This window comes from Cryobacterium sp. TMT2-18-2 (assembly GCF_004402245.1).
Taxonomy (GTDB): Bacteria; Actinomycetota; Actinomycetes; order Actinomycetales; family Microbacteriaceae; genus Cryobacterium; species Cryobacterium sandaracinum.
Genome location: NZ_SOFU01000006.1, coordinates 19,861 through 44,360 on the forward strand (window position 1 = coordinate 19,861; position 24,500 = coordinate 44,360).

Below are 24,500 nucleotides of genomic sequence, written 5' to 3' on the forward strand. Positions count from 1 at the left end.
ACCAGCAGGGGGGTGCGGGTCGCCCCTTTTCAGAAGGACGACCCGCACGGTTGTGGTGCTGTTAGTTGGGCTGGTTCCGAATCGAACTAGCTGGAGGGCCAGCCGGCTTCGATGCTGGTGAGCACCTCGTCGGTCGGGGCTCCGTTGATCCAGTTGACCATTCCCTTCCAGAAGGTGCCGGCGCCCACGGAGCCGGGCATCAGGTCGGAGGCGTCAAAGCGGAAGGTGGTCTCCGGGTCCTGAAGGATCTTGATGGCTTCCTGCAGGATGGGGCTCTTCGCGTTGGCCGGGTCCAGACCCGAGTTGGCGCTGATGACTCCACCAAGGCTCACCCGGCTGTTCGCCCAGTCGTCGCTGGAGAGGTACGTCTGAACGGCCTGGGTGTCGGCATCATCCGCGAATGCGGCGACGATCTCGCCACCACCGGTCACGGCCTGGCTGCCGGCCTCTTCGGCCGGGGTGATGAAGGCCCAGACGTCACCGTCGGGACCGACCTCTCCGCCGGCATCCGTGATGAAGCCGTCGAAGAAGGATGCCTGGTGGTGCAGCGCGCAGGTTCCGGCGGCGAGCGGCGTGGCCACGTCACCGAACGGGGTGCTGTTGATCGAGCGGACGTCACCGAACGTGGCGTTGACGTTGGCCGGGTTCAGCAGGATTTCTCCGACGGAGTCGAAGGCGGCCTTGATTGCGGGGTCCGTGAACGGGATCTCGTTGGCAACCCACTTGTCGTAGGTCTCCGCTCCGGCCTGACGCAGGACGAGGTCTTCGACCCAGTCCGTGCCCGGCCAGCCGGTGGCGTCGCCCGAGCCGAATCCGGCGCACCACGGCGCGCTGCCGGTCTTCTCCTGGATGGTCTTCGTCACGGCGAGGAGTTCGTCCCAGGTCTCGGGAACTTCGACACCCCACTCGGTGAACTTAGCCGGGGAGTACCAGATGAAGCCCTTGACGCTGGCCATCAGTGGCGCGCCGTAGAACGTGTCCCCGACGGTGCCGTAGGCCTTCCAGTCCTTGGACCAGAACTCGTCGACGTTGTCTTCGACGGCCTTCGGGGCGGGCTTGAGGAAGTCGCGGCTGGCAAGGTCGGCCATCAGGCCGGGCTGCGGGAAGATCGCGATGTCGGGAGCACTGCCACCCTGGGCGCGGATGGCGATCTGGGCCTCGAACTCCTTCGACGCCTCGTACTGGATGTCGATGTTGTTCTCTTCTTCCCAGGCAGCCCAGGACTCCTCGAGGAGCTTGGCCTCGGTGTCACCGATGGTGCCGTAGACGGAGACGACGCCGTCGCCTTCAGCTCCGGAGTCGGTGTTCGTGCTGCCGGGGCCACCGGAACAGCCGGCCAGGGTCAGACCGGCGATCGCCGCAATGGCGATGGGTGCTGTGATTCGGCGGTGGAATGACCGCATTTTTCCTCCTCGTTGAGTTTGATGAAGATGCGCCGGGGATATCCCCGGACAAACACCCAGGTGCTGCAGGAACAGCTTGTGTGCCGAAAACGATCAGATAAGGAACCGGTTCCACACCACAAGTTACGGTACGCCGGGCCGAATCGCAAGGTCAAATTTGTCACGGAATGGCAAAGATCGCACTCCCGCCACGTAACCTTCGAAAGTTCGTTCGCCGGGACGTGTCGCATTCCGGCGCATATAGTGGAACCGGTTCCAGCGGGCCTGCCAGAGCTGTACAGTGTTGGAAACGGGTCCAAGGGCGGAGGCTGGAATGAGCGCAATTGCGGATGTCGCACGCCTCGCCGGCGTCGCGAAGGCCACAGCCTCCCGTGCCCTGAGCGGTCGTGGCTATGTATCGGAGCAGACCCGGATCAAGGTCATCGCCGCAGCCAGGGAGATCGGTTACGTCGCGTCACCCAACGCGGCCAGCCTCGTCACCGGCCGAACCAAGAGCATCGGCGTGATCATCCCGTTCATCAGCCGCTGGTTTTTCTCCGAGGTTCTGGAAAGCATGGAACAGGCGCTGCTGGACGAGGGATACGACATGACCCTCTACAACCTGCCGGCACCCTCACCCGAACGGGAGCGGGTCTTCGAGTACTTCCTCGCGCGCAAACGCTTCGACGGAGTCATCTCGGTCGGTGTGGCGCTCAGCGATGAGGAGGTCACCCTGCTGCACCGCCTGGGCCGCCCGCTGGTTGGAATCGGCGGACCGATCCGCGGCGTGGACACGATCGCCATCGACGACGTTGCCGCGGCCCGGCTCGCCACCGAGCACCTGCTCAGCCTGGGGCACACGGACATCGTGCACATCGGCGGCAGCAAAGAAGACGAGATGGACTTCCAGGTGCACAGCAACCGGCTCACCGGTTTCTACGCCGCCATGAGCGCCGCCGGCCTACCCACCGAACGCTCGGGCCTGTTCTACGCCTGCGAGTTCACGATGCCGGGCGGCTACGACGTGGGCCTCGCCGTGTTCGGCGACCCGCGCACCCGCCCCACCGCGGTCTTCGCCGCGAGCGACGAGATCGCGATCGGTTTGATCATCGCCGCCAGGGAACTGGGCATCCAGGTGCCGGCCGACCTGTCCGTGATCGGGATCGACGGACATCCGTATGCCGATATGTTCCGTCTGACCACCCTCGAGCAGCACCCGCGCACACAGGGCCGGCTCGCGGTGCAGGCCCTCCTGGCGGAATTGGAGAACCCCACTCAGCACGGCGACGAGGATCACCTGACCCGGCTGCCCACGAACCTGGTCATCCGCTCGAGCACCAGCGGCCCACGGCTCACCCACGGGGCCTGACCGTGCGTCGGGCCTGACGGAACGGGCAGAACGACAAAAGGCGCCGCATCCGATGGATGCGACGCCTTCTGTGTGAGCACGGCTTGCGCCGTCACGCCTCTACGAGAAGTAGAGAACCCCTCGCGGGGCCCCGACTACTTGAGGACGGCGGTGGCGCCGGCAGCTTCGAGAGCAGCCTTGCCCTTTTCAGCGGCTTCCTTGGAAACGCCTTCGAGGACGGCCTTCGGCGCGCCATCGACGACGGCCTTGGCCTCGCCGAGGCCCAGGCTGGTGAGCTCGCGCACAACCTTGATGACCTGGATCTTCTTGTCGCCGACAGCCTCGAGGATGACGTCGAAAGCGGACTGCTCTTCGACCTCTTCAGCGGGGGCGGCGGGACCGGCAGCGCCGGCAGCGGCGACCGGTGCAGCGGCGGTGACCTCGAAGGTCTCCTCGAACGCCTTGACGAACTCGGAGAGTTCGATGAGGGTGAGGCCCTTGAACTGTTCGAGCAATTCCTCGGTGGAAAGCTTTGCCATGATTTTTCTCCCTATAGTTTCTTAGTTACTCACCGCGATGCCAGGCAGATGCCTAGTTCGCGGACTCCTGCTTCTCACGCAGCGCGTCGATGGTGCGAACAGCCTTCGACAGCGGTGCGTTGAACAGATATGCGGCTCCGAACAGCGAGGCCTTGAATGCGCCGGCCAGCTTGGCCAGCAGCACTTCGCGGGACTCGAGGTCGGCGAGCTTGCCTACCTCTGCGGCGGTGAGCGGGTTACCGTCGAAGTAACCACCCTTCACTACCAGGAGAGGGTTTGCCTTGGTGAAGGCACGCAGGGTCTTCGCAACGGCGACAGGGTCTCCGTGAACGAATGCGATTGCGGACGGACCGACAAGCTCGTCGTCAAACGACGTGATGCCGGCGTTGTTCGCCGCAATCTTGGTCAGCGTGTTCTTCACCACGGCGTACGTGGCGTCCGCACTGATGGAAACGCGCAGCGACTTGAGCTGCGCAACAGTGAGACCGCGGTACTCGGTGAGCAGAACGGCGGTCGAGCTCTGGAATTTCTCCGTAAGCTCGGCGACCGTTGCTTCCTTGTTCGCCATGGCGCTCCTCTTGGTTTCATGTGCCGGTAGCCCGGGGAGCAGACATGAAAAAAGCTCCGACGCAGGCGCCGGAGCTGGGAGCGCATTCCGGAGGAATGCAGTCTGACTTCGAATCCTGCGCGGGCCGTTCACGTGAATGAACCTTCGATTGCCTGTGCATTTCTACACGGCAATAACCGGCGGTCTTTGGCTGTCGCCCACGATACGGGATGGAGGAGGCCGGTGCAAATCGGCATCCGTTGCCCCTCAGCTCAGGAGAGGGGAAGGGTGACGCGGAAGCAGGTGAAGCGCGGGCGGCTCTCGACCTCGATCTCGCCCTGGTGCGCGGCCACGACCGCGTGGACGATGGCCAGGCCGAGGCCCGTGCTGCCTGTTCCCCGGTAGCGCGTGCTGTCGCCGCGGGCGAAACGCTCGAACAGTGTGGACCGGAGGTTCTCGGGGATGCCGGGGCCGTCATCCGTCACCGTCACGATGACGCGGTCGTTCTGGCGAGCGAGGGCCACGTCGACCGTGGTCTCGGGGGGCGTGTGGATGCGCGCGTTGGCGAGCAGGTTGGCGAACACCTGGTGCAGCCGCGCGGCATCACCGACGATTTCCACCGGCTCGTCGGGCAACTCCAGGCCCAGCACACGTCCCGGGCCGGCGGCGTGGGCGTCACTGACGACGTCCACGAGCAGGCTGGTCAGGTCTACCGGGCCGCTGACCAGCTCCCGGCCCTCGTCGAGACGGGCGAGGAGCAGCAGGTCTTCGACCAGGCCGGTCATCCGCACCGACTCCGACTCGATCCGCCCCAGGGAATGCAGCGCGTCCGGCGGCAGTTCCTGGTCGGAGCGGCGGGTGAGTTCGGCGTAGCCGCGGATCGACGCCAGTGGCGTGCGCAGCTCGTGGCTGGCGTCGGCGACGAACTGGCGCACCTTGCGTTCGCTGGCCTGACGGGTCTCGAGCGCCACGTCGACGTGGTCGAGCATGCGGTTCAGCGCCGATCCCACCCGGCCGACCTCGGTGCGGGGGTCGGTGTCGGCGACCGGTACCCGGTCGACGAGCGAGACCTCCCCCCGGTCCAGGGGGAGCTCGGACACCCGCGCCGCCGTCTCGGTCACGCGCACCAGAGGGCGCAGGGCGAGCCGCACGATCCAGGTGGCCAGAATCGCGACGATGAGGATTCCGACCAGGGAGACCACCGCGATGATGATGCCCAGCTGGGTGACCGTGTTCTGCACCCCGGAGAGCGGCAGGCCCACCAGGTAGAGGGTGCCGTTACCGTTCGTGTCGGCCCTGACCCGGTAGCTGCCGGCGTCTTCGCCGAGGTGCACCGTCACCGCGGTCGATTCCCGTACCTGTTCGGCCAGCAACTGCACCTGCTCACCGGTCAGCTTGGCGATCTCCCCGCTCTCCTCCTCCGTGTAGCCGGCCGTGACGGTCGAGCCGTCGTAGACCAGGGCCAGTGTTCCGGGCTGCTGGGCCGGACCGGACAGAATCATTTGCGCCGTCGGTGTGATGAATGCCCCGTTGCCGCCCTCGTCGTCCGCATCCCGACGCACGTCGATCACGGCGCCTGAACGGTCCGACGCGCTTTGCAGCTGCTGGTCGAGGCCGTCGATCAGGGAGGCACGGAGAATGGCGACGCTGACCATCCCGATACCGATGCTGACCAGGGCCAGGAGGCCGACGACGGCGAGCACCAGCCGCCGGCGCAGGGTCCACGGCGCGCGTGGCCGGCGAGCGCCCGGCTCGCGGGGAGAATTCGGGGTCACGAGGCGGTCTTCAACATATAGCCGGCGCCACGCACCGTGTGGATCATCGGCACGCGGCCGGCATCGACCTTCTTGCGCAAATAGGAGATGTAGATCTCGACGACGGAGGATTTGCCGCCGAAGTCATAGCTCCACACCCGGTCGAGGATCTGGGCCTTACTGAGCACCCGCCGGGGGTTGCGCATCAGGAAGCGCAGCAGTTCGAATTCGGTGGCGGTCAGCTCAATCACGTCTCCCCCACGAAACACCTCGTAGCTGTCCTCGTCGAGGGTGAGGTCGCCGACCGAAATGCGGGGATCCATAGAGTCGGCCACGGTGAGGGTGGACCGGCGGATGAGCCCGCGGAGCCGGGCGACGACCTCTTCGAGGCTGAACGGTTTGGTGACGTAGTCGTCGCCGCCGGCCGTCAGGCCCTTGAGCCGGTCGTCGAGGGAGTCCTTGGCCGTGAGGAAGAGCACGGGCGTCTCGTGGCCGGTCGCCCGCATGCGCTGCAACACCTGCAGGCCGTCGATGTCGGGCAGCATGACGTCGAGCACGATCGCATCCGGCCGGAATTCGCGGGCGATCGTGAGCGCCTGACGCCCCTCGCCGGCCGTGCGCACCTCCCAGCCCTCATAGCGCAGCGCCATCTGGAGCAGATCGGTCAGCGTGGGTTCGTCGTCGACCACGAGCACCCGGATGGCGCTGCCGTCCGCCCTGGTCAGTCGCGGTGCGCGGACCGCTCGCTCGTTCTCGCTCGTGCTCATGATCACCAGTATCCGAGTGTTGGCTATGAATCGGCTATGCGCAGTCTTGGTGTCTGCTGTGACGCGAAACCTTCATCCGTCCGCTGTCGCCCCGCAGCCAGAGCGCGACGGCTGATGCCGCCCGGCGTGGGCAGGCCCGGCGAACAGGCACAATGGAACAGTGACGAACCAGCTGCTCTCCCTGTTCGATGAGGAGGTGCATCCGTCGCCCGCCGCCGCCCGGCCGGTGGCGCCCCTGGTCGCCGCGGCGCACCTCCGGCGCATCGTTGCCGATTCCACCGACCGGGTGACCTGGCTGCGGGCCCGCGCCCAGGGGATCACGGCCACGGATGTCGCCAAGCTCGCCACCCCGAAATCGCTGCAGACCGCGGTCTACGACAAGCTCAACGGCAGCAACTTCAACGGCAACAGCTTCACGGAACACGGGCGCGCCCGGGAGCCCGAGATCGCGGCCTGGGTGCTCGGGCGCTACGGCATCGAGCCCAGCACGGCCCTGTTCCACGCGGCCCACCACCGGCGGCACCTGGCCACCCCCGACGGCGTCGGCACCGGTTCGGGCCAGGGAGCCGGCGGCCTTGAGCTGGCCGAGATCAAGACGACGAGCAAGGCCTGGCGCAGCATCCCGCGCTCGTACCTGCGTCAGGTGTGGTGGCAGCAGTACGTGCTCGGCGCCGAGCGCACCCTGCTCGTCTGGGAGCAGCACCAGGACTTCGTGCCCGTGAACGCCGAGCCCGAGTGCCGGTGGATCGACCGTGACGAAGACCAGATCGCGATCCTGGTGGGGTATGCCAACAACCTGATCGCCCTGCTCAACCAGCAGACCACCTCGGGTCCACCGCCCGCGCAGGCCTGACCGGTCGTTCACCGGTGTCGCAGCGCGCGGATGCCCGCGGGAAAGCCGCGTGCCGGGTGTCGCAGGCGGCTTTCCCCTCGGCGTCACGCCACTACTGATCGAGCAAGTTCGCGCCGCTTCGGGTGCGGTACGACTTTTTCAGAAGAGCCGGGCGGAGTGCTGAGTACTGGCTCGGTGGGGGTACGGACCGAACCTAAGAGAGACCGGATGCGGGAAACCAGGGACTCTTCCTCACACCGGGGTCGGTCCCCCTTTATGTGGACAGACTATGCGCCCGGCCCCCCTTCCAGCCAGACCTCCCCGCCACCAGATTCGGCCTCCTGCACCCCCAATTCGAGGCACACCGGGATGGGCCTGTTTGTTCCGGTTGTGCCCCGGCGACGTGCAACCCACGAGAGAATGGGCAGATGGGAAACGCCACTAATCACTCACCGACCATGCGCGCCCTCGTGATCGACCGCCCCGGCCCGGCCGACGAGCTGCACCTGGCCGAGGTGGACGCCCCGATCGCGATTTTCGATGAACTCCTGGTGCGGGTCGTCGCCGCCGGACTCAACCCGATCGATGCCAAGACCAGGGCCGGCGGCGGCGTCACCAAGGCCATCCCCGCCTACCCGGCCGTGCTCGGACTCGATTTCAGCGGCGTCGTGGTCAGCGCGCCCTACGAGGCGTTCCCGTTGCAGCCCGGGGACGCGGTCTTCGGGATCGCCCGCGTGCCCCGCACCCCCGGCAGCTACGCCGAGCTGGTGACCGTCTCCAGCCTGAACGTCACCCGCAAGCCCGTGCGGCTCAGCCACGTCGAGGCGGCCGCCGTACCGGTGGCGGCGCTCACCGCGTGGGGCATGGTCGTCGACCTGGCCGCGGCGGCTCCCGGGCAACGGATGCTGATCCACGCCGGCAGCGGCGGGGTCGGCCATTTCGCCGTGCAGTTCGCCAAGGCCTTCGGCGCCCACGTGACCGCGACCGGGTCGACCCGCAACCTCGATTTCCTGCGCGAGCTCGGCGCCGACGAGGTCATCGATTACACCCAGACCCGGTTCGAGGATGTGCTCTCCGGGCTGGACGCGGTGATCGACCTGGTCGGCAATGTGCACGACGACACCGGCACCCGGTCGCTCGGCGTGCTGCGCCCCGGCGGCATCCTGGTGAACGCGCCGACCGGAAGCTGGCCGACCATGGCGGCGGAGGCCGCGGCGGCAGGAATCCGTGCGACCGGTTTCAAGGTGGCGCCCTCCGGGCACACCCTCGACTTCATCACCGAACTCATCGACGACGGTGCCGTTCGGGTGCACGTGGACCGGGTGTTCCCACTCGCGGACGGCGCGGCGGCGCACCGCCTGATCGAGGAGGGGCACACCCGCGGCAAGATCGTGCTGCGGGTGACGGATGACCCGACCGGCTCTTCTGCCGGCTCCGCCTCCGCCGGGCCGCGCTCGTGAGCGGCGACGGCCCGTCCCTCGTCTGGTTCCGAGACGACCTGCGCCTCGCGGACAACCCGGCCCTGCAGGCCGCGCTCGAACGCGGCAAGCCGATCGTGACGGTGTACGTGCTGGATGAGGAATCCGCCGGGATCCGGCCGCTCGGCGGCGCCGCCCGGTGGTGGCTTCACGAAGGCCTCACCTCACTGGCCGACTCGCTGGAACGCCTCGGCGGCCGGTTGACGCTGCGCCGGGGGCCGGCCGAGGACATGATCATGGCGCTCGCGGCATCCGTCGGCGCCGACGCCGTCTTCTGGAACCGCCGCTACGGCGCCGCCGAGCGCGAGGTGGACACCCGGATCAAGTCGGGCCTCACCGCGGCCGGAACGGAGGCTCGCAGCTTTGCCGGCGCGCTCCTGTTCGAGCCGTGGACGATCCAGACCGGCCAGGGCGGCACCTACTCGGTGTTCACCCCCTTCTGGCGGGCGTGCACGGCCGGCCCGCCGCCGCGCGCACCCTACCCCGCACCCGAGTCGATCCCCGGATTCCCCGGAGAGATCTCCTCCGACGCACTCGACGACTGGGGCCTCCTGCCGACCCGGCCCGACTGGGCGGCCGGGCTGCGGGCCACTTGGCAGCCCGGCGAGGACTCCGCTCACCGCCTGCTCGAGATCTTCCTCAGCGAGTCCCTCAGCCGATACGGCGACGAGCGTGACGAGCCGGCGCAGGCCGTCACCTCGCGACTCTCGCCCCATTTGCGCTGGGGCGAGATCAGTCCATTCCAGATCTGGCATGCGACCGAGCGGGCCCGGATCGGCCTCACCGGGCCCGCCCAGGCCAGTGCGACCCGATTCCTTACCGAGATCGGCTGGCGGGAGTTCAGCTACCACGTGCTGTTCACCAACCCCACCCTCGCCACCGTCAACCTGCGGCCCGAATTCGACGCTTTCCCCTGGCCGAAACTTGACCAGCGCGTGCTCGAAGCCTGGCAGCGCGGCCGCACCGGGATCTCGCTCGTCGACGCCGGCATGCGAGAACTCTGGCGCACCGGCAGCATGCACAATCGAGTGCGCATGGTGACGGCATCGTTCCTGATCAAGAACCTGCTGATCGACTGGCGGCTCGGAGAGCAGTGGTTCTGGGACACCCTCGTCGACGCCGACGCCGCGAGCAACCCGTTCGGCTGGCAGTGGGTGGCCGGTTCCGGCGCCGACGCCGCCCCCTTTTTTCGGGTCTTCAACCCGGAGCTGCAGGCGAAGAAGTTCGATCCAAACGCGGAGTACATCCGTCAGAACGTGCCGGAATACGGCACGGATGCCTACCCGGCCCCGATCGTCGACCTCGGCGAGACGAGACGGGCGGCCCTCGCCGCCTACGAACAGATCAAGGGGATGAAGGAGCAGTCGATCGCGGCCCGCGCGGCCGGGGCGGAGGGCACCGGTTAGAGCGCCCGCTCCAACACGAAGTCGTCCTCGTACCGTTCGCCCACCAGGAAGCGCTTCTCGCCGACCGTGACGAACCCGTTCTTCTCGTAGAAGCGAATGGCCCGAGCGTTCTCCTGGTTCACGCCCAGCCAGCTGCCGGCCGCGCCCCGCGCCCGGGCGGCGTCCAGGGTCGCGTTCATCAGGGCCGCCGCCACCCCGCGGCCGTGCGTCTCGGCGCGCAGGTAGCACTTGCTCAGTTCCGCCGTGGGTCGGATCGTGGCCGCCGCCCGCGCATCGTCATCGGCCGGCTCGGCGAATACGAGCATCGTGTAGCCGAGCATGACCCCGGCCTCCCCGGCCTCCCCGGCCACTTCGGCCACGAGAATCAGCCGGTCCGGGTCGGCCAGGTAGGCGTCGAAGTTGCCCTCCGCGAGCACGTCACGCAGGAACGCGGCGATGGCCTCGGCCGAGGTGTGTGGCGGGCAGGCGAGCGCGAAGGTGGCGACGGCCAGCTCGGCCAGCGCCGCGGCATCCGTCGCCGTCGCCGTGCGAATCTCGATCACCGATCCAGCTTATCGACGCCCCCACCAGCCCACCACTGCACGCGAGAGCGCGCACGATGCCCCCTCAGTAGTGCTGAACGGGCTGAGTGCGCGCTTTCGCGGCCAAGGGCTACAGGTAGCGGGCGTACGCTCCCACGGTCAGGAACGTCGGGAACTCGGGCTCGAGCGCGCATGCCCGGAACACCTCGAGCGCGTCGTCGAACCGGTCTCCGGGCGTGCGCTCGAGTGCCTCGTACACGTCGACGAGCTGTTCCTCGACCCAGGTTTCGTCGATCCGGATGCCCTCGGCGGTGATCGCGTTGTGGTGGATCCACTGCCAGAGCTGTGAGCGGGAGATCTCCGCGGTCGCGGCGTCCTCCATCAGGTTGTCGATGGCCGCCGCGCCGACGCCGCGCAGCCAGGACTCGATGTAGCGCAACCCGATCGTGAGGTTGTCGTGAACGCCGGCCTCGGTGATCTGCCCGCCGACGGACTCCACGTCGAGCAGCTGGGCGGCCGTGACGCTCACCTCGGCGCGGGTGCGGTGCAGCTGGTTCGGCTGGTCGCCGAGCACCTGGTCGAACTCGGCCTGCGCCGTCGGGATGAGGTCCGGGTGCGCCACCCAGGTGCCGTCGAAGCCGTCGGTGGCCTCGCGCTTCTTGTCGGCGGCCACCGCCTCCAGGGCACGCCGGGTGACCTCCGGATCCCGCCGGTTCGGGATGAACGCGCTCATCCCGCCGACGGCATACGCCCCGCGCCGGTGGCAGGTCGACACCAGCAGCTCGGTGTACGCGCGCATAAAGGGCACGGTCATCGTGATCTGCTTGCGGTCGGGGAAGACGAACCGGCTCCCGCGGGTGCGAAACGTCTTGATGATGCTGAAGATGTAGTCCCAACGCCCGGCGTTCAGGCCGGCGCAATGGTCACGCAGCTCGTAGAGGATCTCCTCCATCTCGAACGCGGCCTGGATCGTCTCGATCAGCACGGTGGCGCGGATGGCGCCGTACTCGATGCCGAGACGGTCCTCCGAGTGACTGAAGATGTCGTCCCAGAGACGGGCCTCGACGTGGCTCTCGAGCTTCGGCAGGTAGAAGTACGGTCCGCTGCCGCCCGCGATCAGGTGCTGCGCGTTGTGGAAGAAGTACAGCCCGAAGTCGACGAGGCTGCCGGACGCGTTCGTGCGGCGGTTCGCGCGGTCGACGAACGTCAGGTTCTTCTCCACCAGCTGCCAGCCGCGCGGGCGCATCACGATGGTGGGCGTGGCGCCGGTGGCGTCGCCGGTGACGGCGTACTCCTTGCCCTCCGGGCTGGTGAAGCTCAGCTGACCGCGCACTTGGTCGAACAGGGTCAGCTGGCCCTCGACGACGTTCGCCCAGGTGGGGCTGGTGGCGTCTTCCTGGTCGGCCAACCAGACCTTCGCGCCGGAGTTCAGCGCGTTGATGGCCATCTTGCGGTCGGTCGGCCCGGTGATCTCCACCCGGCGGTCCACCAGCCCGGGGCCCGCGCCGGCAACCGTCCAGGTGAGGTCACGACGGATGTGCGCGGTCTCGGTGAGGAATCCCGGGTCGCGCCCGTTGGCGGCATCCACGCGCTTGCGCAGTCTCGTCGCCAGCAGGTCCTGCCGCGTACCGGCGAACCGGTCGTGCAGCTCGGCCAGGAATACCAGCGCCTCCGGCGTGAGGATCTCCTCGTAGCGCGGACCGAGATCGCCGGTGATCTCGAGGTGCGGTTCGATGGTGGCGAAACTGCCGGTGTTCGTGGTCAGACTGGCGGCCTGGACCTGGTCGGATGTCGCCAGGGGCGGGGTGTTCATGGGCTGAGCTCCTTCGGAAGTTGAACGGGGAGTGCTGCGTGACTGGCGCCGCCTGGGGAGAGCGCCATTGCTTGCCTGATTCCCACTGTGGACCAGGGGACCCGGTCAGGCCGTTGCCGGCATAACAGAAGAACAGCAGTTCTTCTGGCTACGAGAAGTTATCCCCGGAGTGTGTGAGCATGGGGCATGGTCACCGTCGATCCCGCCCTCCGCTCCTCCCTGTCCGCGGCCCCTCCCGAGGAGGCAGGGCTCGATGCGCTCACCCTGGGGCGGCGCATCCGTGAACTGCGCACGAACCGGCGGATGACCCTGGACACACTCGCGGCCGCCATCGACCGGGCACCCTCGCAGGTGTCGATGATCGAGAACGGCAAGCGCGAGCCGCGCCTGTCGATGCTGCGCACCATCGCGACCGCTCTCGGCACCACGGTGGACGATCTGTTGAAAACGGATGCCCCGTCCGAGCGGGCGGCGCTGGAAATCGCCGTCGAGCGGGCTCAGCGGGGCCCCGTCTTCACCGCCCTCGGACTGCCGCATATCCGCGTTGGCCGGGGAACGAGCGACGAAACATTGCAGACACTGCTGAGCCTGCACAACGAGATCCTGCGCCTGCACCGGGAGCGGGCGGCAACCCCGGAGGAGGCCCGGCGAGCGAACGTGGAGCTGCGAGCCACCATGCGGGCCCGGGACAATTACTTCCCCGAGCTCGAGGCTCAGGCGCAACGCCTGCTCGCCGCGGTCGGCCACACCGGAGGGCCGGTTTCCCACCAGGTGGTGGCCGATATGGCGACCCACCTCGGCTACTCGCTGCACTACGTGGGCGACCTACCGAACTCGACCCGCTCGGTGACGGACAAGCGCAACCGGCGCATCTACCTGCCCACCGAGCAGTCGGCGTCCCGCGACTCCCGCTCCCCCATTCTGCAAGCGTTCGCCACCCTGCTCTGCGAACACGAGGAGCCCGGAAACTATGCGGAATTTCTGTCTCAGCGGGTGGAGACCAACTATCTGACCGCGGCCATCCTGCTGCCCGAAAAAGACACCGTGAAACTCCTTACCGAGGCGAAGACCCTGCGACGTATCTCGATGGAGGATCTGCGGGACGCCTTCGCGGTGTCCTATGAGACGGCGGCGCACCGGTTCACGAACCTCGCCACCGCCCGGCTCGGCATCCCGGTGCACTTCATGAAGGTGCACGAGTCCGGCACCATGATCAAGGCGTACGAAAACGATTCGGTGCGCTTCCCGAGTGACGCGCTCGGCGCGGTCGAGGGCTCGACGGTCTGCCGCAACTGGACCGCACGCACGGTCTTCCACGTCGCCGACCGGTTCAGCCCCTGGTACCAGTACACCGACACCCCGAGCGGTACCTTCTGGTGCACCTCGCGGATCGAGAAGGCCAAAGAGGGTGACTACTCGGTCAGCGTGGGCGTGCCGTTCACGCACGTGAAGTGGTTCCGCGGCCGCGAAACCACCAACCGGGCCGTGTCCACCTGCCCCGACGAGTCGTGCTGCCGCCGCGCGCCGGACGAGCTCTCGGAGCGCTGGTCCGGGCAGTCCTGGCCGGCCGCGCGCACGCCCACCAGCCTGCTCGCCGCCCTGCCCACGGGAACCTTCCCGGGCGTCGACCAGACCGAGGTGTTCCAGTTCCTGGAGTCGCACGCGCCGGTGAGATGAGGGCGGGGCGGGCGCATGGCCGACGGGGCCGCGCCTGAGATGATGAACGAGTAGCAGAGCCGCGCCGAACAAAGGACGATCCGTGGGAACGACCATTTTCGAGCGGGCCAGGCCCGCCGCATCCGTCATCGCAGGCGCCCTCGCCGACACCCGCTCCGCGCCGTTCTGGCTGGACGACGTGTCTCCGCAGACCGGCTACCCGACCCTCCTGGCCGACCTCGACTGTGATCTCGCCATCGTCGGCGGCGGCTACCTCGGACTCTGGACCGCCGTGCTGGCTCAGCAGGAAAACCCGGGCGCTCGCGTGGTGCTGCTCGAGGCGCGCACGATCGGCTGGGCTGCGTCGGGCCGCAACGGCGGTTTCTGCGAGGCCAGCCTGACCCACGGCGAGGAGAACGGCCGACGCCGCTGGCCGACGGAGATCGACCGGCTCACTGAACTCGGCCTCAAGAACCTCGACGAGATCGAGCGGGCCGTCACCGAGCTCGGGCTGAACTGCGACTTCGAGCGCACCGGCGCCATCGACCTGGCCGTCGAGGAGCACCAGGTCGACTGGCTGCGTGGGGAACCGACCGGATCTGACAGCGTATTCCTGAATGCCGCGGCCCTGCGCGCCGAGGTCGGCTCGCCCACATACCTGGCCGGCATCTGGCACAAGCGAAGCAACGCGCTCGTGCACCCGGGCAAGCTGGCCACCGAGCTCGCCCGGGTCGCCACCGAACTCGGGGTCGAGATCTTCGAACACACCCCGGTGACGAACCTGGACACGCAGGGACTCACGCCGGCGCAGGGCACCCGGCTCCGCACCGAGTCGGCTGTGGTGCGTGCGACGAAGACCGCACTGGCGACCAACGTTTTCCCCTCGCTGCTGGCCCGCAACCGCCTGTCCACGGTGCCGGTCTACGATTACGTGTTGATGACCGAGCCGCTGTCGCCCGTTCAGCTCACCGCCATCGGCTGGCAGAACCGGCAGGGGCTGAGCGATCTGGCCAACCAGTTCCACTACTACCGGTTGAGCGCCGACAACCGCATTCTCTTCGGCGGCTACGACGCGATCTACCACTACGGAGCCCGGGTGCGGAGCGGCTACGAGAACCGCCCGGAAAGCTTCCAACGACTGGCCGGCCACTTCTTCACCACATTTCCGCAGCTGGCCGGGCTGCGCTTCAGCCACCAGTGGGCCGGCGCCATCGACACGTCGACCCAGTTCTGCGCGTTCTATGGCACGGCCCGCGGCGGACGGATCAGCTACGCCGCCGGGTTTACCGGCCTGGGCGTGGCCGCGACGCACTTCGCGGCGAAGGTCATGCTCGACCAACTGGCGGAGCGCAGGACCGAGCGCACCCAGCTGGAGATGGTGCGCGGGCGGCCACTCCCGTTCCCACCGGAGCCCCTCGCTTCGATGGGCATCCAGACCACGCGCTGGTCACTCGACCGCGCCGACCACAACCGAGGCCGCCGCAACATCATCCTGAAGACGCTCGACGCGCTGGGCCTCGGCTTCGACTCGTAGGGCTCGACAGCGCGCGTCGCACTCGGTGCGCGGCGCACGAACTGGTCAGCCGAACTGACCGCACCCCAGCTCGGGGCGCGCCCCGTCCGGCACGTCCAGCCCGTCCGGCACGTCCAGCCCGTCCGGCACGTCCCACCGCTCAGCGGCCCGGTGTTACCGGAATCTTTTTCCCACAAGACACCAGAGTTGTATGCAACAGTGCCCCAGTTCAGGGTTCAACTCAGAGAAATATGGAATTCTAAGCACGGGGATTCGAGGAGATTGCATACAGTAAAACCCAATGGATCGAGTTCGGAACGGAGGGATGAGTCGTGAAGTCTTCCCTCCCCTCCTGGCAACCCCCCGGCGCACCTCATTGCTCCCCCGCCCCGTCGGCCCCGACGTCGGCCGACGATGAGCCCGTTCCCTCCGACGGATTCCGCGCCACGGCCCTGCTCGACCTGCGCGGTCTGCAGATTACCGAGAGCACCCAGACGGATGCCCCGGTCCTGGCCACGGGCATCTCCCTCTCGGTGGCGCGGGGTGAGGTCATCGGCCTGGTCGGTGTCACCGGTTCCGGGGCACGCGAGATCGCCCTGGCCATCGCGGCCCGGCTGCCCGAGCCGGCGGTAATCGCGGCCGGCTCCATCCTGATCGACGGCATCGAGCTTGTCGGGGCATCGCGGCGCACCCTCAACCGGCTGCGCGACACGAAAATCTCTCTCATTTCCCCTGCCGGGCCGACGGGCCTGGCCCCGGACCAGGTCATCGGCCGCCAGCTTGCCCGAACCCTGCGCCGGACAGGGGGTCTGTCCCGAACGGATGCCGCCCGGCATGCGCTGGAACTCCTCGAGATGGTCGGGCTGCCGGATCCGCGGGCGACGTCGCTGGCGGTTCCGACCCAGCTCGAACCGACCGCGCTGCTCCAGGTGACGATCGCGTCAGCGCTCTCACAGCACCCGGACATCCTGATCCTGGACGAGCCGACCCGCGCCGTCGAGGCTGCGGGCGAGCCCTCCGCACTGGAGGTCTGCCGCGGGTTCCTCCAGGAATTCGGACTGTCGATCATCGTGGTCTCCCGGAACCTCGGCCTGGTGGCCGCCACCTGCGACCGAATAGCGGTCGTGGAAGCGGGACGGGTCGTCGAGCAGGCTTCGGCGGCCGAGATCCTCGCTTCACCGCGGCATCCGCACACCCACAGCCTGCTCGAGGCGGCCCCCTCCGCGCGCGGCTGACTGGTTCCGGTTAGGCCGGTTCCGTCCCCGATCCGGACCGACCCGGCGACACGGCGTTGCGCGCTGCGAGGATGTGCGAGCGCATGGCGACTTCGGCCCAGAGTGCGTCTGCCGACCGCAGCGCCGTGAGGATGTCGCGGTGCTGGTGGTTGCTGCCGGCCCGGAAGGCGGCGGCGTCGCGGCGGAAGAGCGAGGCCATCATCGGGGCGCGGCCGACGGACGCGGTCAGGACCATCAGCTGGGTGACGCCCGACGCGGCCACGATGATGCGGTGGAATTCGGCGTTGAGCACGCCCAGCCGGTCGATGCCCTCGGCGTCGGCCCGGCACACGAACTTTTCCATGGCGTCAATCAGGAGGGCCAGCCGGTCGAGGTCGGCCGGCTCGATCCGCGCCGCCGCGAGGCCCGCCGCCCTGCTCTCGAGGGCCGCGCGAAGAAAATACGTCTCGCGGATCTGCTCGGTGGTCCATTCCACGACCGTGGCACCCCGGTTCGGCACGAACTCCACCAGGCCGGCCTCGTCGAGGCGGCGCAGCGCCTCGCGCACGGGGGTGCGGCTGACGCCGAGTTCCTGGGCCAGCGCCGTCTCCCGCAGCGTGGCCCTGGCGGGCAATTCCCCCGAGAGGATGCGCGCACGCAGGTTCGCGAACACGGTCTGTCCCCCCGTCACCCCCACTGTGCCCCTCCCCCGTCGATTGGCCTGACGGCCAATCCGCTTGCCACTATGTCACATCGCGGCCTCAGGAGAACGCGTTCAGGCCGGTCAGGGCCCTCCCAAGCACGAGCTGGTGGATTTCGTCGGTGCCCTCATAGGTGCGCACCGATTCCAGATTCGCCAGGTGGCGCATCACCGGGAATTCGCTGGTGATGCCGTCGCCGCCGAGGATGACGCGGGCCTCGCGGGCGATCTGGATCGCCTCGCGTACGCTGTTAAGCTTGCCGATGCTGATCTGGGTGGGGGTCAGCGTGCCGCGCTCCTTGAGCCGACCGAGGTGCAGGGCCAGCAGCACCCCCTTCTCGTATTCCACGAGCATGTCGGCGAGCTTGGCCTGGATCAACTGGGTGGCCCCGATCGGTTTGCCGAACACCTCACGGGTCTTCGCGCGCAGGATGGCGGCGTCGAGGCAGCTGCGGGCGGCGCCCATGGCCCCCCAGACGATGCCGAAGCGCGCCTCGTTGAGGCAGCCGAACGGCCCGGACAGCCCGGCAGCGCCGGGCAGGATCGCATCGAATGGCACCTGCACGGCGTCCAGGTGCACATCGCACTGGATCGACGCCCGCATCGAGAGCTTCTTGCCGATGGGGGTGGCGGTGAAACCGATACTGTCGGTCGGAACCAGGAAGCCGCGCACACCGGCATCCGTTTGGGCCCAGACGATCGCGACGTCGGCGATGCTGGCCAGGCCGATCCAGCGTTTGGCACCCTCGATCACCCAGCCGTCGGCGCCCCGGGTGGCGGTGGTCGTCATCGCGGCCGGGTCGCTGCCACCGGTCGGTTCGGTCAACGCGAAGCAGCCCACGAGCTGGCCGGCGGCCATGCCCGGCAGCCAGCTCTGCTTCTGCTCCTCAGACCCATACTTGTGGATGGCCGACATCGCCAGCGAGCCCTGCACCGAGACGAAGGTGCGCCAGCCGCTGTCAGCGGCCTCCAGCTCGAGGCAGACCAGCCCGTAGCTCACTGCCCCCGCGCCGGCGCAGCCGTACCCGGTGAGGTGCATGCCGAGGAACCCGGCCGCCCCGAGTTCAGGGATCAGCTCGGCCCGGAAGTGCTTCTCCTCGAAGTCGTCCTCGATGGTCGGAAGGATGCGATTGGTCGCGAAAGCGCGCGCCGCGCGCGCCCAGACGATCTCCTCCGGCTCGAGCAGGGCATCGAAGTCGAAAACGGTGTCGACCAGCGGGCTGGGCACAAGCGGGGTGGGGCGGGCTGCGGCGGTCACGAGAGTCCTTCGGGGGTCGGCGGAACACGAGCGAGATCTGGGCCTGGTACGGGGGCGAGCCAGTCGGCGCCCTCGTGCTCGCCCAGCCGCGGCGGGCACAGGCGGTAGGCGGCCGGGCGACCGGCGAGGTGGATGGGGTTGGCAACCTGGCGGCTGGTGCGGCCGGGCGCACCCAGTTCCACCACCGGGTCGAGCCCCAGCGCGGCGGCGAAGGCGAACGCCTCGTCGAGGGTGTTGATCTGGCCGGCCGGCACGCCGGCATCCGTCAGAACGCCCACCCAGTGCGCCGCTGGCTCGGGCCGAAGCCGGTCCTCAAGCATCTTTTTCAGCACCGTGCGGTGCCGCACCCGGTCGGCGTTACCGCGGAACCGGTCGTCGTCGGCCAGGGCGGGAGCCCCGAGCAGTCGCACCAGGGTGCGGAACTGGCGGTCGTTGCCCACCGCGATCACCAGCGGCCGGTCGGCGGCGTCGAACAGCTCGTAGGGCGCGATGCTCGGGTGCGCATTGCCCATCCGGGTCGGTGACTGCCCGGTCGCGAGGGTGCCCGAGGCCTGGTTGGTCAGGGCGGAGAGGAGGGTGGTCAGCAGGTCCACCTCCACCCGGTGGCCGGCGGTCCCGCTCGCGTCGGTCGCGTCACGCGCACGCAGGGCGAGCAGGATGCCGCTGACCGCATTGAGTCCGGACAGCACGTCAACGAGGGCCACCCCCACCTTGCTCGGCTCTTCGTCCGGGCGACCGGTGACGCTCATCAGCCCGCCGACAGCCTGTACGAGCAGGTCGTAGCCGGGCAGGCGGGCGCCGGCCCCGGCACCGAAGCCCGTGATCGAGCAGTAGACCAGGCTCGGATTGACGGCCCGCAGCTGCTCGAAGCCCAGAGCAAACCGGTCCATCACGCCGGGCCGGAAGTTCTCCACCACGACGTCGGCGGTCTCGGCGAGTCGCCGGGCCACGGCCAGTCCCGCATCGGTGCCGAGGTCGCAGACGACGCTGCGCTTGTTGCGGTTCACCGACCCGAAGTAGGTGGAGTCCCCCTGCGCGTCGACCGGCGGCAGCCACTGCCGGGTGTCGTCGCCGGCCGGGCTCTCGATCTTGATCACGTCAGCGCCGAAGTCGGCCAGCATCATGGTGGCGTAGGGGCCGGCCAGTACCCGGGAGAAATCCGCGACCCGTAGGCCCGCCAACGGCTGCCCGGTTGCGTCCTGCGGCACGACCCACCTCTGTCCCCGTCGACTCGGACCACGGGACTCCGCCAGTGGCCGCTCTGAATCCGATCCTACCGGGCGGGTCGTGACCCGGAGGCAGGAACTGCGAACGGGAACTCTCGGTGAAAGTTGGATCCATCGGTTCCGCGCGTTCGCTCGCGGACAGCACTATGGTGAGCACATTCTCGCTCTCCGGCTCGATCGGAAAGGTTCCCATGTCATCACACGCGTCATCCCAGAAGAAAGGGCTCGGCGACGCCGAGCACCTCAAGGCCCTCGGCTACGAAGACACCTTCCATCGTTCGATGTCGCTCTGGGGCAATTTCGCCCTCGGCTTCACCTACCTCTCGCCGCTCGTCGGCGTCTACTCGCTGTTCGCCCTGGCCCTGAGCACGGGCGGGCCACCCTCGATCTTCTGGCTGGTGATCGTGGGCACCGGCCAGCTCCTGGTGGCACTGGTTTTCGGCGAGGTGGTGTCCCAGTACCCGATCGCGGGCGGTATCTACCCGTGGACACGTCGTCTCTGGGGCAAGAGGTACGCCTGGATGACCGCCTGGGTCTACGTCTGGGCGATGCTCGTCACGATCACCGCCGTCGCGGAATTCGGCAGCGGGTTCCTCGCCAGCCTGATCAACGCGCCCGTCACCAAAGAGGTCACGCTCGGGCTCTCGGTGCTCTTTCTCGTCGTGGCCTTCGCGTTCAACTTCTCCGGCACGAAGATGCTGGCCCGCGCGGCCCGGATCGGACTCGCTGCGGAATTGATCGGCGTGATCGGTCTCGGCCTCTACCTACTCCTTTTCCAGCGCAAGCAGGAGTTCAGCGTCTTCTTCGACACCCTGGGAGCCGAGGGTGACGGCAGTTACGCCACCGCGTTCCTCGGGGCCGCGCTCGCCGGACTGTTCCTGTTCTACGGCTTCGAAGCCTGCGGCGACGTGGCCGAGGAGGTGCCCGACCCGGCCAGAGGTATCCCCCGGGCCATGATCCTCACCATCCTGGTCGGCGGCGTCTCCGCCCTGTTCTCGTTCGGCGGATACGTCCTGGCCGCGCCGGACCTGCAGGCCGTGGTCGACGGGACCGACATCGACCCGATCCCCGCGATCCTGGACGCGACCCTCGGCACGGTCGGTGCCATTCTGTTCCTCATCGTGGCGATCACGGCCTTCCTGTCCTGCGTGCTCAGCCTGCAGGCCGCGGCCAGCCGACTGATCTTCTCTTTCGCACGAGACGGGATGGTCCCCGGCAAGACCTGGCTGGGCCAGGTGTCCCCGCGCACGGCAGTGCCGGTCAACGCACTGATCGTCGCGTCCACGATCCCGCTGTTGCTCTGCGTTCTGATCTACCTGGGCGGCAGCACGATCCTGACCCAGATCACGGCCTTCGCGGTGCTCGGCATCTATGTCGCATTCCAGGCCGTGGTTCTGGCCGCGCTCCGCCAGCGCTTCAAGGGGTGGCGTCCGGCCGGGCCGTTCAGCCTGGGACCACTCGGGTTCATCGTGAACATCATTGCCCTTGCCTACGGGATCTCCGCCATGATCCTGCTGGCGCGCCCGGGCACGACCGGGGTGTTCCTCGACGACTGGATCGTGCTGATCGGTTTGGCTGTTGTGATGGGCAGCGGCCTGCTCTACCTCTTCATCGCGAAACCGCACACCACCTCGCACCAGCCGGAGGGCGACGCGATCGCGGTCGCCGCGATGCTTCGCGCGCACCCGCAGAACACCGATCGGGACGACGCCGCACGCACAGACGCACGCCCCACGATGGCCAGCGAGTGAGCATCCGGCATTAACGAGGGAAGGGCCCAGTCTTTCGACGGGCCCTTCCTGGTGCAGCCGGGCTGCGGTGGAACTGACTAGATGCTGTTCACATCGAGCGCGATGCCGGGGCCGAACGTGGTCGAAACGGCACCCTTCATGATGTAGCGGCCCTTGGAGGAGCTGGGCTTGAGGCGAACGATCTCCTCGAGAGCGGCGCTGATGTTCTCATTCAGCTGCTCGGCGGTGAAGGACACCTTGCCGACGACGAACTGCACGTTGGCGTGCTTGTCGACGCGGAACGCGATCTTTCCGCCCTTGATGTCGGACACGGCGCGCGCGACGTCAGGCGTCACGGTTCCGGTCTTCGGGTTCGGCATGAGGCCGCGCGGGCCGAGAACCTTACCGAGACGCCCGACCTTGCCCATGAGCTCCGGAGTCGAGACGGCGGAGTCGAACGAGGTGTAGCCGGCGGCCACCTTCTCGATGAGCTCGTCGCCACCGACCTCGTCGGCACCGGCAGCGATTGCCGCTTCGGCCGCGGGGCCCGTTGCGAAGACGATGACGCGGGCGGTGCGACCGGTGCCGTGAGGAAGGATGACGGTACCGCGAACCATCTGGTCAGCCTTGCGAGGGTCGACGCCGAGCTTGAGGGCGACCTCGACGGTCGAGTTGAAGTTCGCGGAGCCGGTCTCCCGGGCCAGGGTGACGGCCTCGGTCGGGGTGTAGAGCTTGTCTGCGTCGATCTTCTCGGCCGCGGCCCGGTAGGCCTTTGACTTCTGTGCCATGTTGAATCTCCTGTAAAACGAAATTGAGAGTGTGGTGCGAGCCTGGCTGGCTCTTCCACGTACTGCTGGTGGCGGGATGCCTGGGGAGGTGGTTAGGCCTCGACCGTGATGCCCATGGAGCGGGCGGTGCCGGCGATGATCTTCGACGCTGCGTCGATGTCGTTCGCGTTGAGGTCAACCATCTTGGCCTCGGCTATCTCGCGGACCTGGGCCCGGGTGAGCTTCGCAACCTTGACGGTGTGCGGGGTACCACTGCCCTTGGCGACGCCGGCCGCCTTCTTGATGAGCTCCGCCGCCGGCGGGGTCTTCAGGATGAAAGTGAATGAACGGTCGTCGTAGACGGTGATTTCCACCGGGATGACGTTGCCGCGCTGGGATTCCGTCTGAGCGTTGTACGCCTTGCAGAATTCCATGATGTTGACGCCGTGCTGACCCAGCGCCGGCCCGATGGGCGGTGCGGGGTTGGCGGCGCCGGCCTTGATCTGAAGCTTGATCAGACCGGTTACCTTCTTCTTCGGTGCCATTGTTCTTCCTTACTTTGTAATGACGAGCAGCCAGGGGCCGCTCTCCCGGTGGCCCGGACGGGCCCCGGTGAACTTGAATCCGTGGGGAGGGTGTTCAGACCCTTTAGAGCTTGGTGACCTGGTCGAAGCTGAGCTCGACCGGGGTTTCGCGCTCGAAGAGGGAAACCAGCACGATGAGCTTGCCGCTTTCCGCCTTGATCTCGCTGATCGATCCGGGCAGGCCCGCGAACGAGCCTTCCTTGATCGTGATCGTCTCGCCGATCTCGTAGTCGATCTCGGCCGGGAGGGCGCGGGTCGGGACCTTGCCGCCGTGTCCGCCGGTCTTGGCGGTGGGGACGTCCTGGATCTCGACGAGGCTCTTCAGCATGCCGAAGGCTTCCTCGAAGCGAAGCGGCGTGGGGTTGTGCGCGTTGCCGACGAACCCGGTGACGCCGGGCGTGTGACGCACCACGGACCAGCTGTCTTCGTTGAGGTCCATGCGGACGAGCACGTAGCCGGGGATGCGCACGCGGGTGACCATCTTGCGCTGGCCGTTCTTGATCTCGACGACGTCTTCCATCGGAACCTCGACCTGGTAGATGAAATCTTCCATGGCCATCGACTGCTTGCGGTTCTCGATGTTCGACTTCACGCGGCGTTCGAAGCCGGCGTAGGAATGAATGACGAACCACTTGCCGGGCTGGAAGCGCAGTTCCTTGCGGAATTCTTCGTAGGGGTCTTCGGGGGTCTCATCCGCGGCGGCCTCGGCATCGACATCCGTTGCCTCTTCAACGTCGACTGCAACTTCGTCTTCCACGGCCTCGACGGCGGCCTCGGCCTCGACGGCGGAGTCGATGTCGAGGGCCTCATCGACGAGAGCGTCGGCGTCGGGGTCAGCGGACTCGGCCAGCGCGTCGAGCGCGGCGTCGAGATTGACTTCGACGCCCATGCTCGGGTCGAACACGTGCACGGCGACCTGCTCGGCGGCCTCTACGGAGTCTTCTTCAGCGGCGAGGGTGTTGCCCTCCTGCGCCTCGTCCTCGGTGGGGGACTGCTCGGCGGCGGTGGCCCAGTCGACATCGTCGTGATTCGTGTCAGTCACTAAATTTCAATCCTTTTCTATTGCATGGGCACGAAACCGTGACCCAAACAGCGTTTGCCCTGAATTCTGCGGTGACTCTTCTTCTCTGATGCGTGGCTGCGACCGCTGGAAGCGGATGCGGCACCGGAAGCTGACTACCCGCCCGGCGTTCCGAACACGTAGGTGACGGCGAGCGCGAACACCCAGTCGAAGGCGGAAACGATGGCCATCATGATGACGACGAATACCAGCACGACACCCGTGTAGCTGAGGAGTTCCTTGCGGGTTGGAGTGACGACCTTGCGGAGCTCCGCCATGACCTGCTTGATGAATAGGGACATCCGAGCGAAAGGACCGCGCTTGGAATCGAGCGCGAGTTTCGCGTTTGCGACGATTTCCTCACTGGGTTCGTCGACAACTTTTCGGGCCACCAGATTACACCTT

The 24,500-nt window shown here is 67.6% G+C and carries 22 protein-coding genes; 8 read left to right on the top strand and 14 right to left on the bottom strand.

What is annotated here, in order from left to right:
• Positions 1-86: 86 nt before the first annotated feature.
• Complete coding sequence (locus E3O22_RS01460) at positions 87-1,403, bottom strand: ABC transporter substrate-binding protein (protein WP_134394873.1); 1,317 nt, start codon at positions 1,401-1,403, stop codon at positions 87-89.
• A 313-nt stretch (positions 1,404-1,716) separates the two neighbouring features.
• Between E3O22_RS01460 and E3O22_RS01465 the strand changes: the two genes are divergently transcribed.
• On the top strand, positions 1,717-2,751 hold the full coding sequence (locus E3O22_RS01465) for a LacI family DNA-binding transcriptional regulator (RefSeq protein WP_134394872.1): 1,035 nt from the start codon (positions 1,717-1,719) through the stop codon (positions 2,749-2,751).
• A gap of 134 nt (positions 2,752-2,885) precedes the next feature.
• Here the strand turns inward: E3O22_RS01465 and rplL are convergent, their stop codons facing one another.
• From rplL to E3O22_RS01485, 4 genes are all read right to left on the bottom strand, one after another.
• Positions 2,886-3,269 carry a 50S ribosomal protein L7/L12 gene (gene rplL / locus E3O22_RS01470; RefSeq protein WP_134394871.1) on the bottom strand — a complete coding sequence of 128 codons (384 nt, stop codon included), beginning with the start codon at positions 3,267-3,269 and terminating at the stop codon, positions 2,886-2,888.
• A gap of 52 nt (positions 3,270-3,321) precedes the next feature.
• A complete protein-coding gene (gene rplJ, locus E3O22_RS01475; RefSeq protein WP_104100771.1) occupies positions 3,322-3,837 on the bottom strand; it encodes a 50S ribosomal protein L10 in 516 nt (171 codons plus the stop codon).
• Positions 3,838-4,088: 251 nt separating this feature from the next.
• Positions 4,089-5,591: a cell wall metabolism sensor histidine kinase WalK gene (locus E3O22_RS01480; RefSeq protein ID WP_134394870.1), complete on the bottom strand. Its 1,503-nt coding sequence runs from the start codon at positions 5,589-5,591 to the stop codon at positions 4,089-4,091.
• Positions 5,588-6,337, bottom strand: coding sequence for a response regulator transcription factor (locus E3O22_RS01485; RefSeq protein ID WP_134394869.1), 750 nt, complete (start codon positions 6,335-6,337; stop codon positions 5,588-5,590). Before E3O22_RS01485 ends, E3O22_RS01480 begins: the two co-directional genes overlap by 4 nt.
• A 160-nt stretch (positions 6,338-6,497) precedes the next feature.
• On the opposite strand from E3O22_RS01485, the gene E3O22_RS01490 reads away from it, so the two are divergent.
• The 3 genes from E3O22_RS01490 to E3O22_RS01500 all read left to right on the top strand — a co-directional run bounded on the left by E3O22_RS01490 (position 6,498) and on the right by E3O22_RS01500 (position 10,053).
• Complete coding sequence (locus tag E3O22_RS01490) at positions 6,498-7,190, top strand: YqaJ viral recombinase family protein (RefSeq protein WP_134394868.1); 693 nt, start codon at positions 6,498-6,500, stop codon at positions 7,188-7,190.
• A gap of 407 nt (positions 7,191-7,597) precedes the next feature.
• Positions 7,598-8,629, top strand: a complete 1,032-nt coding sequence (locus E3O22_RS01495; protein WP_241976469.1) for an NADP-dependent oxidoreductase — start codon at positions 7,598-7,600, stop codon at positions 8,627-8,629.
• Positions 8,626-10,053 (top strand): deoxyribodipyrimidine photo-lyase, encoded by a 1,428-nt coding sequence (locus E3O22_RS01500; protein WP_134394867.1) that lies wholly within the window; start codon positions 8,626-8,628, stop codon positions 10,051-10,053. Before E3O22_RS01495 ends, E3O22_RS01500 begins: the two co-directional genes overlap by 4 nt.
• Here E3O22_RS01500 and E3O22_RS01505 read toward each other — a convergent pair.
• On the bottom strand, positions 10,050-10,595 hold the full coding sequence (locus E3O22_RS01505; RefSeq protein ID WP_134394866.1) for a GNAT family N-acetyltransferase: 546 nt from the start codon (positions 10,593-10,595) through the stop codon (positions 10,050-10,052). The two genes, E3O22_RS01500 and E3O22_RS01505, sit on opposite strands and share 4 nt — an antisense overlap.
• Before the next feature lie 109 nt (positions 10,596-10,704).
• Positions 10,705-12,387 (bottom strand): malate synthase A, encoded by a 1,683-nt coding sequence (gene aceB / locus E3O22_RS01510; protein ID WP_134394865.1) that lies wholly within the window; start codon positions 12,385-12,387, stop codon positions 10,705-10,707.
• A gap of 186 nt (positions 12,388-12,573) precedes the next feature.
• Here aceB and E3O22_RS01515 point away from each other — a divergent pair, with 186 nt between their 5' ends.
• The 3 genes from E3O22_RS01515 to E3O22_RS01525 all read left to right on the top strand — a co-directional run bounded on the left by E3O22_RS01515 (position 12,574) and on the right by E3O22_RS01525 (position 16,791).
• Positions 12,574-14,064: a helix-turn-helix transcriptional regulator gene (locus E3O22_RS01515; protein ID WP_134394864.1), complete on the top strand. Its 1,491-nt coding sequence runs from the start codon at positions 12,574-12,576 to the stop codon at positions 14,062-14,064.
• 82 nt (positions 14,065-14,146) lie between these two features.
• Positions 14,147-15,577, top strand: coding sequence for an FAD-binding oxidoreductase (locus E3O22_RS01520; RefSeq protein ID WP_134394863.1), 1,431 nt, complete (start codon positions 14,147-14,149; stop codon positions 15,575-15,577).
• Between the two features lie 311 nt (positions 15,578-15,888).
• Positions 15,889-16,791 (top strand): ATP-binding cassette domain-containing protein, encoded by a 903-nt coding sequence (locus tag E3O22_RS01525; RefSeq protein WP_134394862.1) that lies wholly within the window; start codon positions 15,889-15,891, stop codon positions 16,789-16,791.
• A gap of 10 nt (positions 16,792-16,801) precedes the next feature.
• Here the strand turns inward: E3O22_RS01525 and E3O22_RS01530 are convergent, their stop codons facing one another.
• From E3O22_RS01530 to E3O22_RS01540, 3 genes are all read right to left on the bottom strand, one after another.
• The gene (locus E3O22_RS01530; protein ID WP_134394861.1) at positions 16,802-17,461 is read right to left on the bottom strand and encodes a GntR family transcriptional regulator; all 660 of its coding nucleotides are present in this window, start codon (positions 17,459-17,461) and stop codon (positions 16,802-16,804) included.
• A 70-nt stretch (positions 17,462-17,531) separates the two neighbouring features.
• On the bottom strand, positions 17,532-18,686 hold the full coding sequence (locus tag E3O22_RS01535; protein WP_134394928.1) for an acyl-CoA dehydrogenase family protein: 1,155 nt from the start codon (positions 18,684-18,686) through the stop codon (positions 17,532-17,534).
• A gap of 38 nt (positions 18,687-18,724) precedes the next feature.
• The gene (locus E3O22_RS01540) at positions 18,725-19,936 is read right to left on the bottom strand and encodes a CaiB/BaiF CoA-transferase family protein (protein ID WP_174722032.1); all 1,212 of its coding nucleotides are present in this window, start codon (positions 19,934-19,936) and stop codon (positions 18,725-18,727) included.
• A 209-nt stretch (positions 19,937-20,145) separates the two neighbouring features.
• On the opposite strand from E3O22_RS01540, the gene E3O22_RS01545 reads away from it, so the two are divergent.
• The gene (locus E3O22_RS01545) at positions 20,146-21,705 is read left to right on the top strand and encodes an APC family permease (RefSeq protein ID WP_134394860.1); all 1,560 of its coding nucleotides are present in this window, start codon (positions 20,146-20,148) and stop codon (positions 21,703-21,705) included.
• Positions 21,706-21,782: 77 nt separating this feature from the next.
• Here E3O22_RS01545 and rplA read toward each other — a convergent pair whose 3' ends face one another.
• The 4 genes from rplA to secE form a co-directional block, all read right to left on the bottom strand.
• Positions 21,783-22,472, bottom strand: coding sequence for a 50S ribosomal protein L1 (gene rplA / locus E3O22_RS01550; protein WP_104100759.1), 690 nt, complete (start codon positions 22,470-22,472; stop codon positions 21,783-21,785).
• Positions 22,473-22,564: 92 nt separating this feature from the next.
• Positions 22,565-22,996 carry a 50S ribosomal protein L11 gene (gene rplK, locus E3O22_RS01555; protein WP_134394859.1) on the bottom strand — a complete coding sequence of 144 codons (432 nt, stop codon included), beginning with the start codon at positions 22,994-22,996 and terminating at the stop codon, positions 22,565-22,567.
• A 103-nt stretch (positions 22,997-23,099) separates the two neighbouring features.
• The gene (gene nusG, locus E3O22_RS01560) at positions 23,100-24,077 is read right to left on the bottom strand and encodes a transcription termination/antitermination protein NusG (RefSeq protein WP_134394858.1); all 978 of its coding nucleotides are present in this window, start codon (positions 24,075-24,077) and stop codon (positions 23,100-23,102) included.
• Positions 24,078-24,211: 134 nt separating this feature from the next.
• Positions 24,212-24,487 (bottom strand): preprotein translocase subunit SecE, encoded by a 276-nt coding sequence (gene secE, locus E3O22_RS01565; RefSeq protein WP_104170385.1) that lies wholly within the window; start codon positions 24,485-24,487, stop codon positions 24,212-24,214.
• Positions 24,488-24,500: the final 13 nt, after the last annotated feature.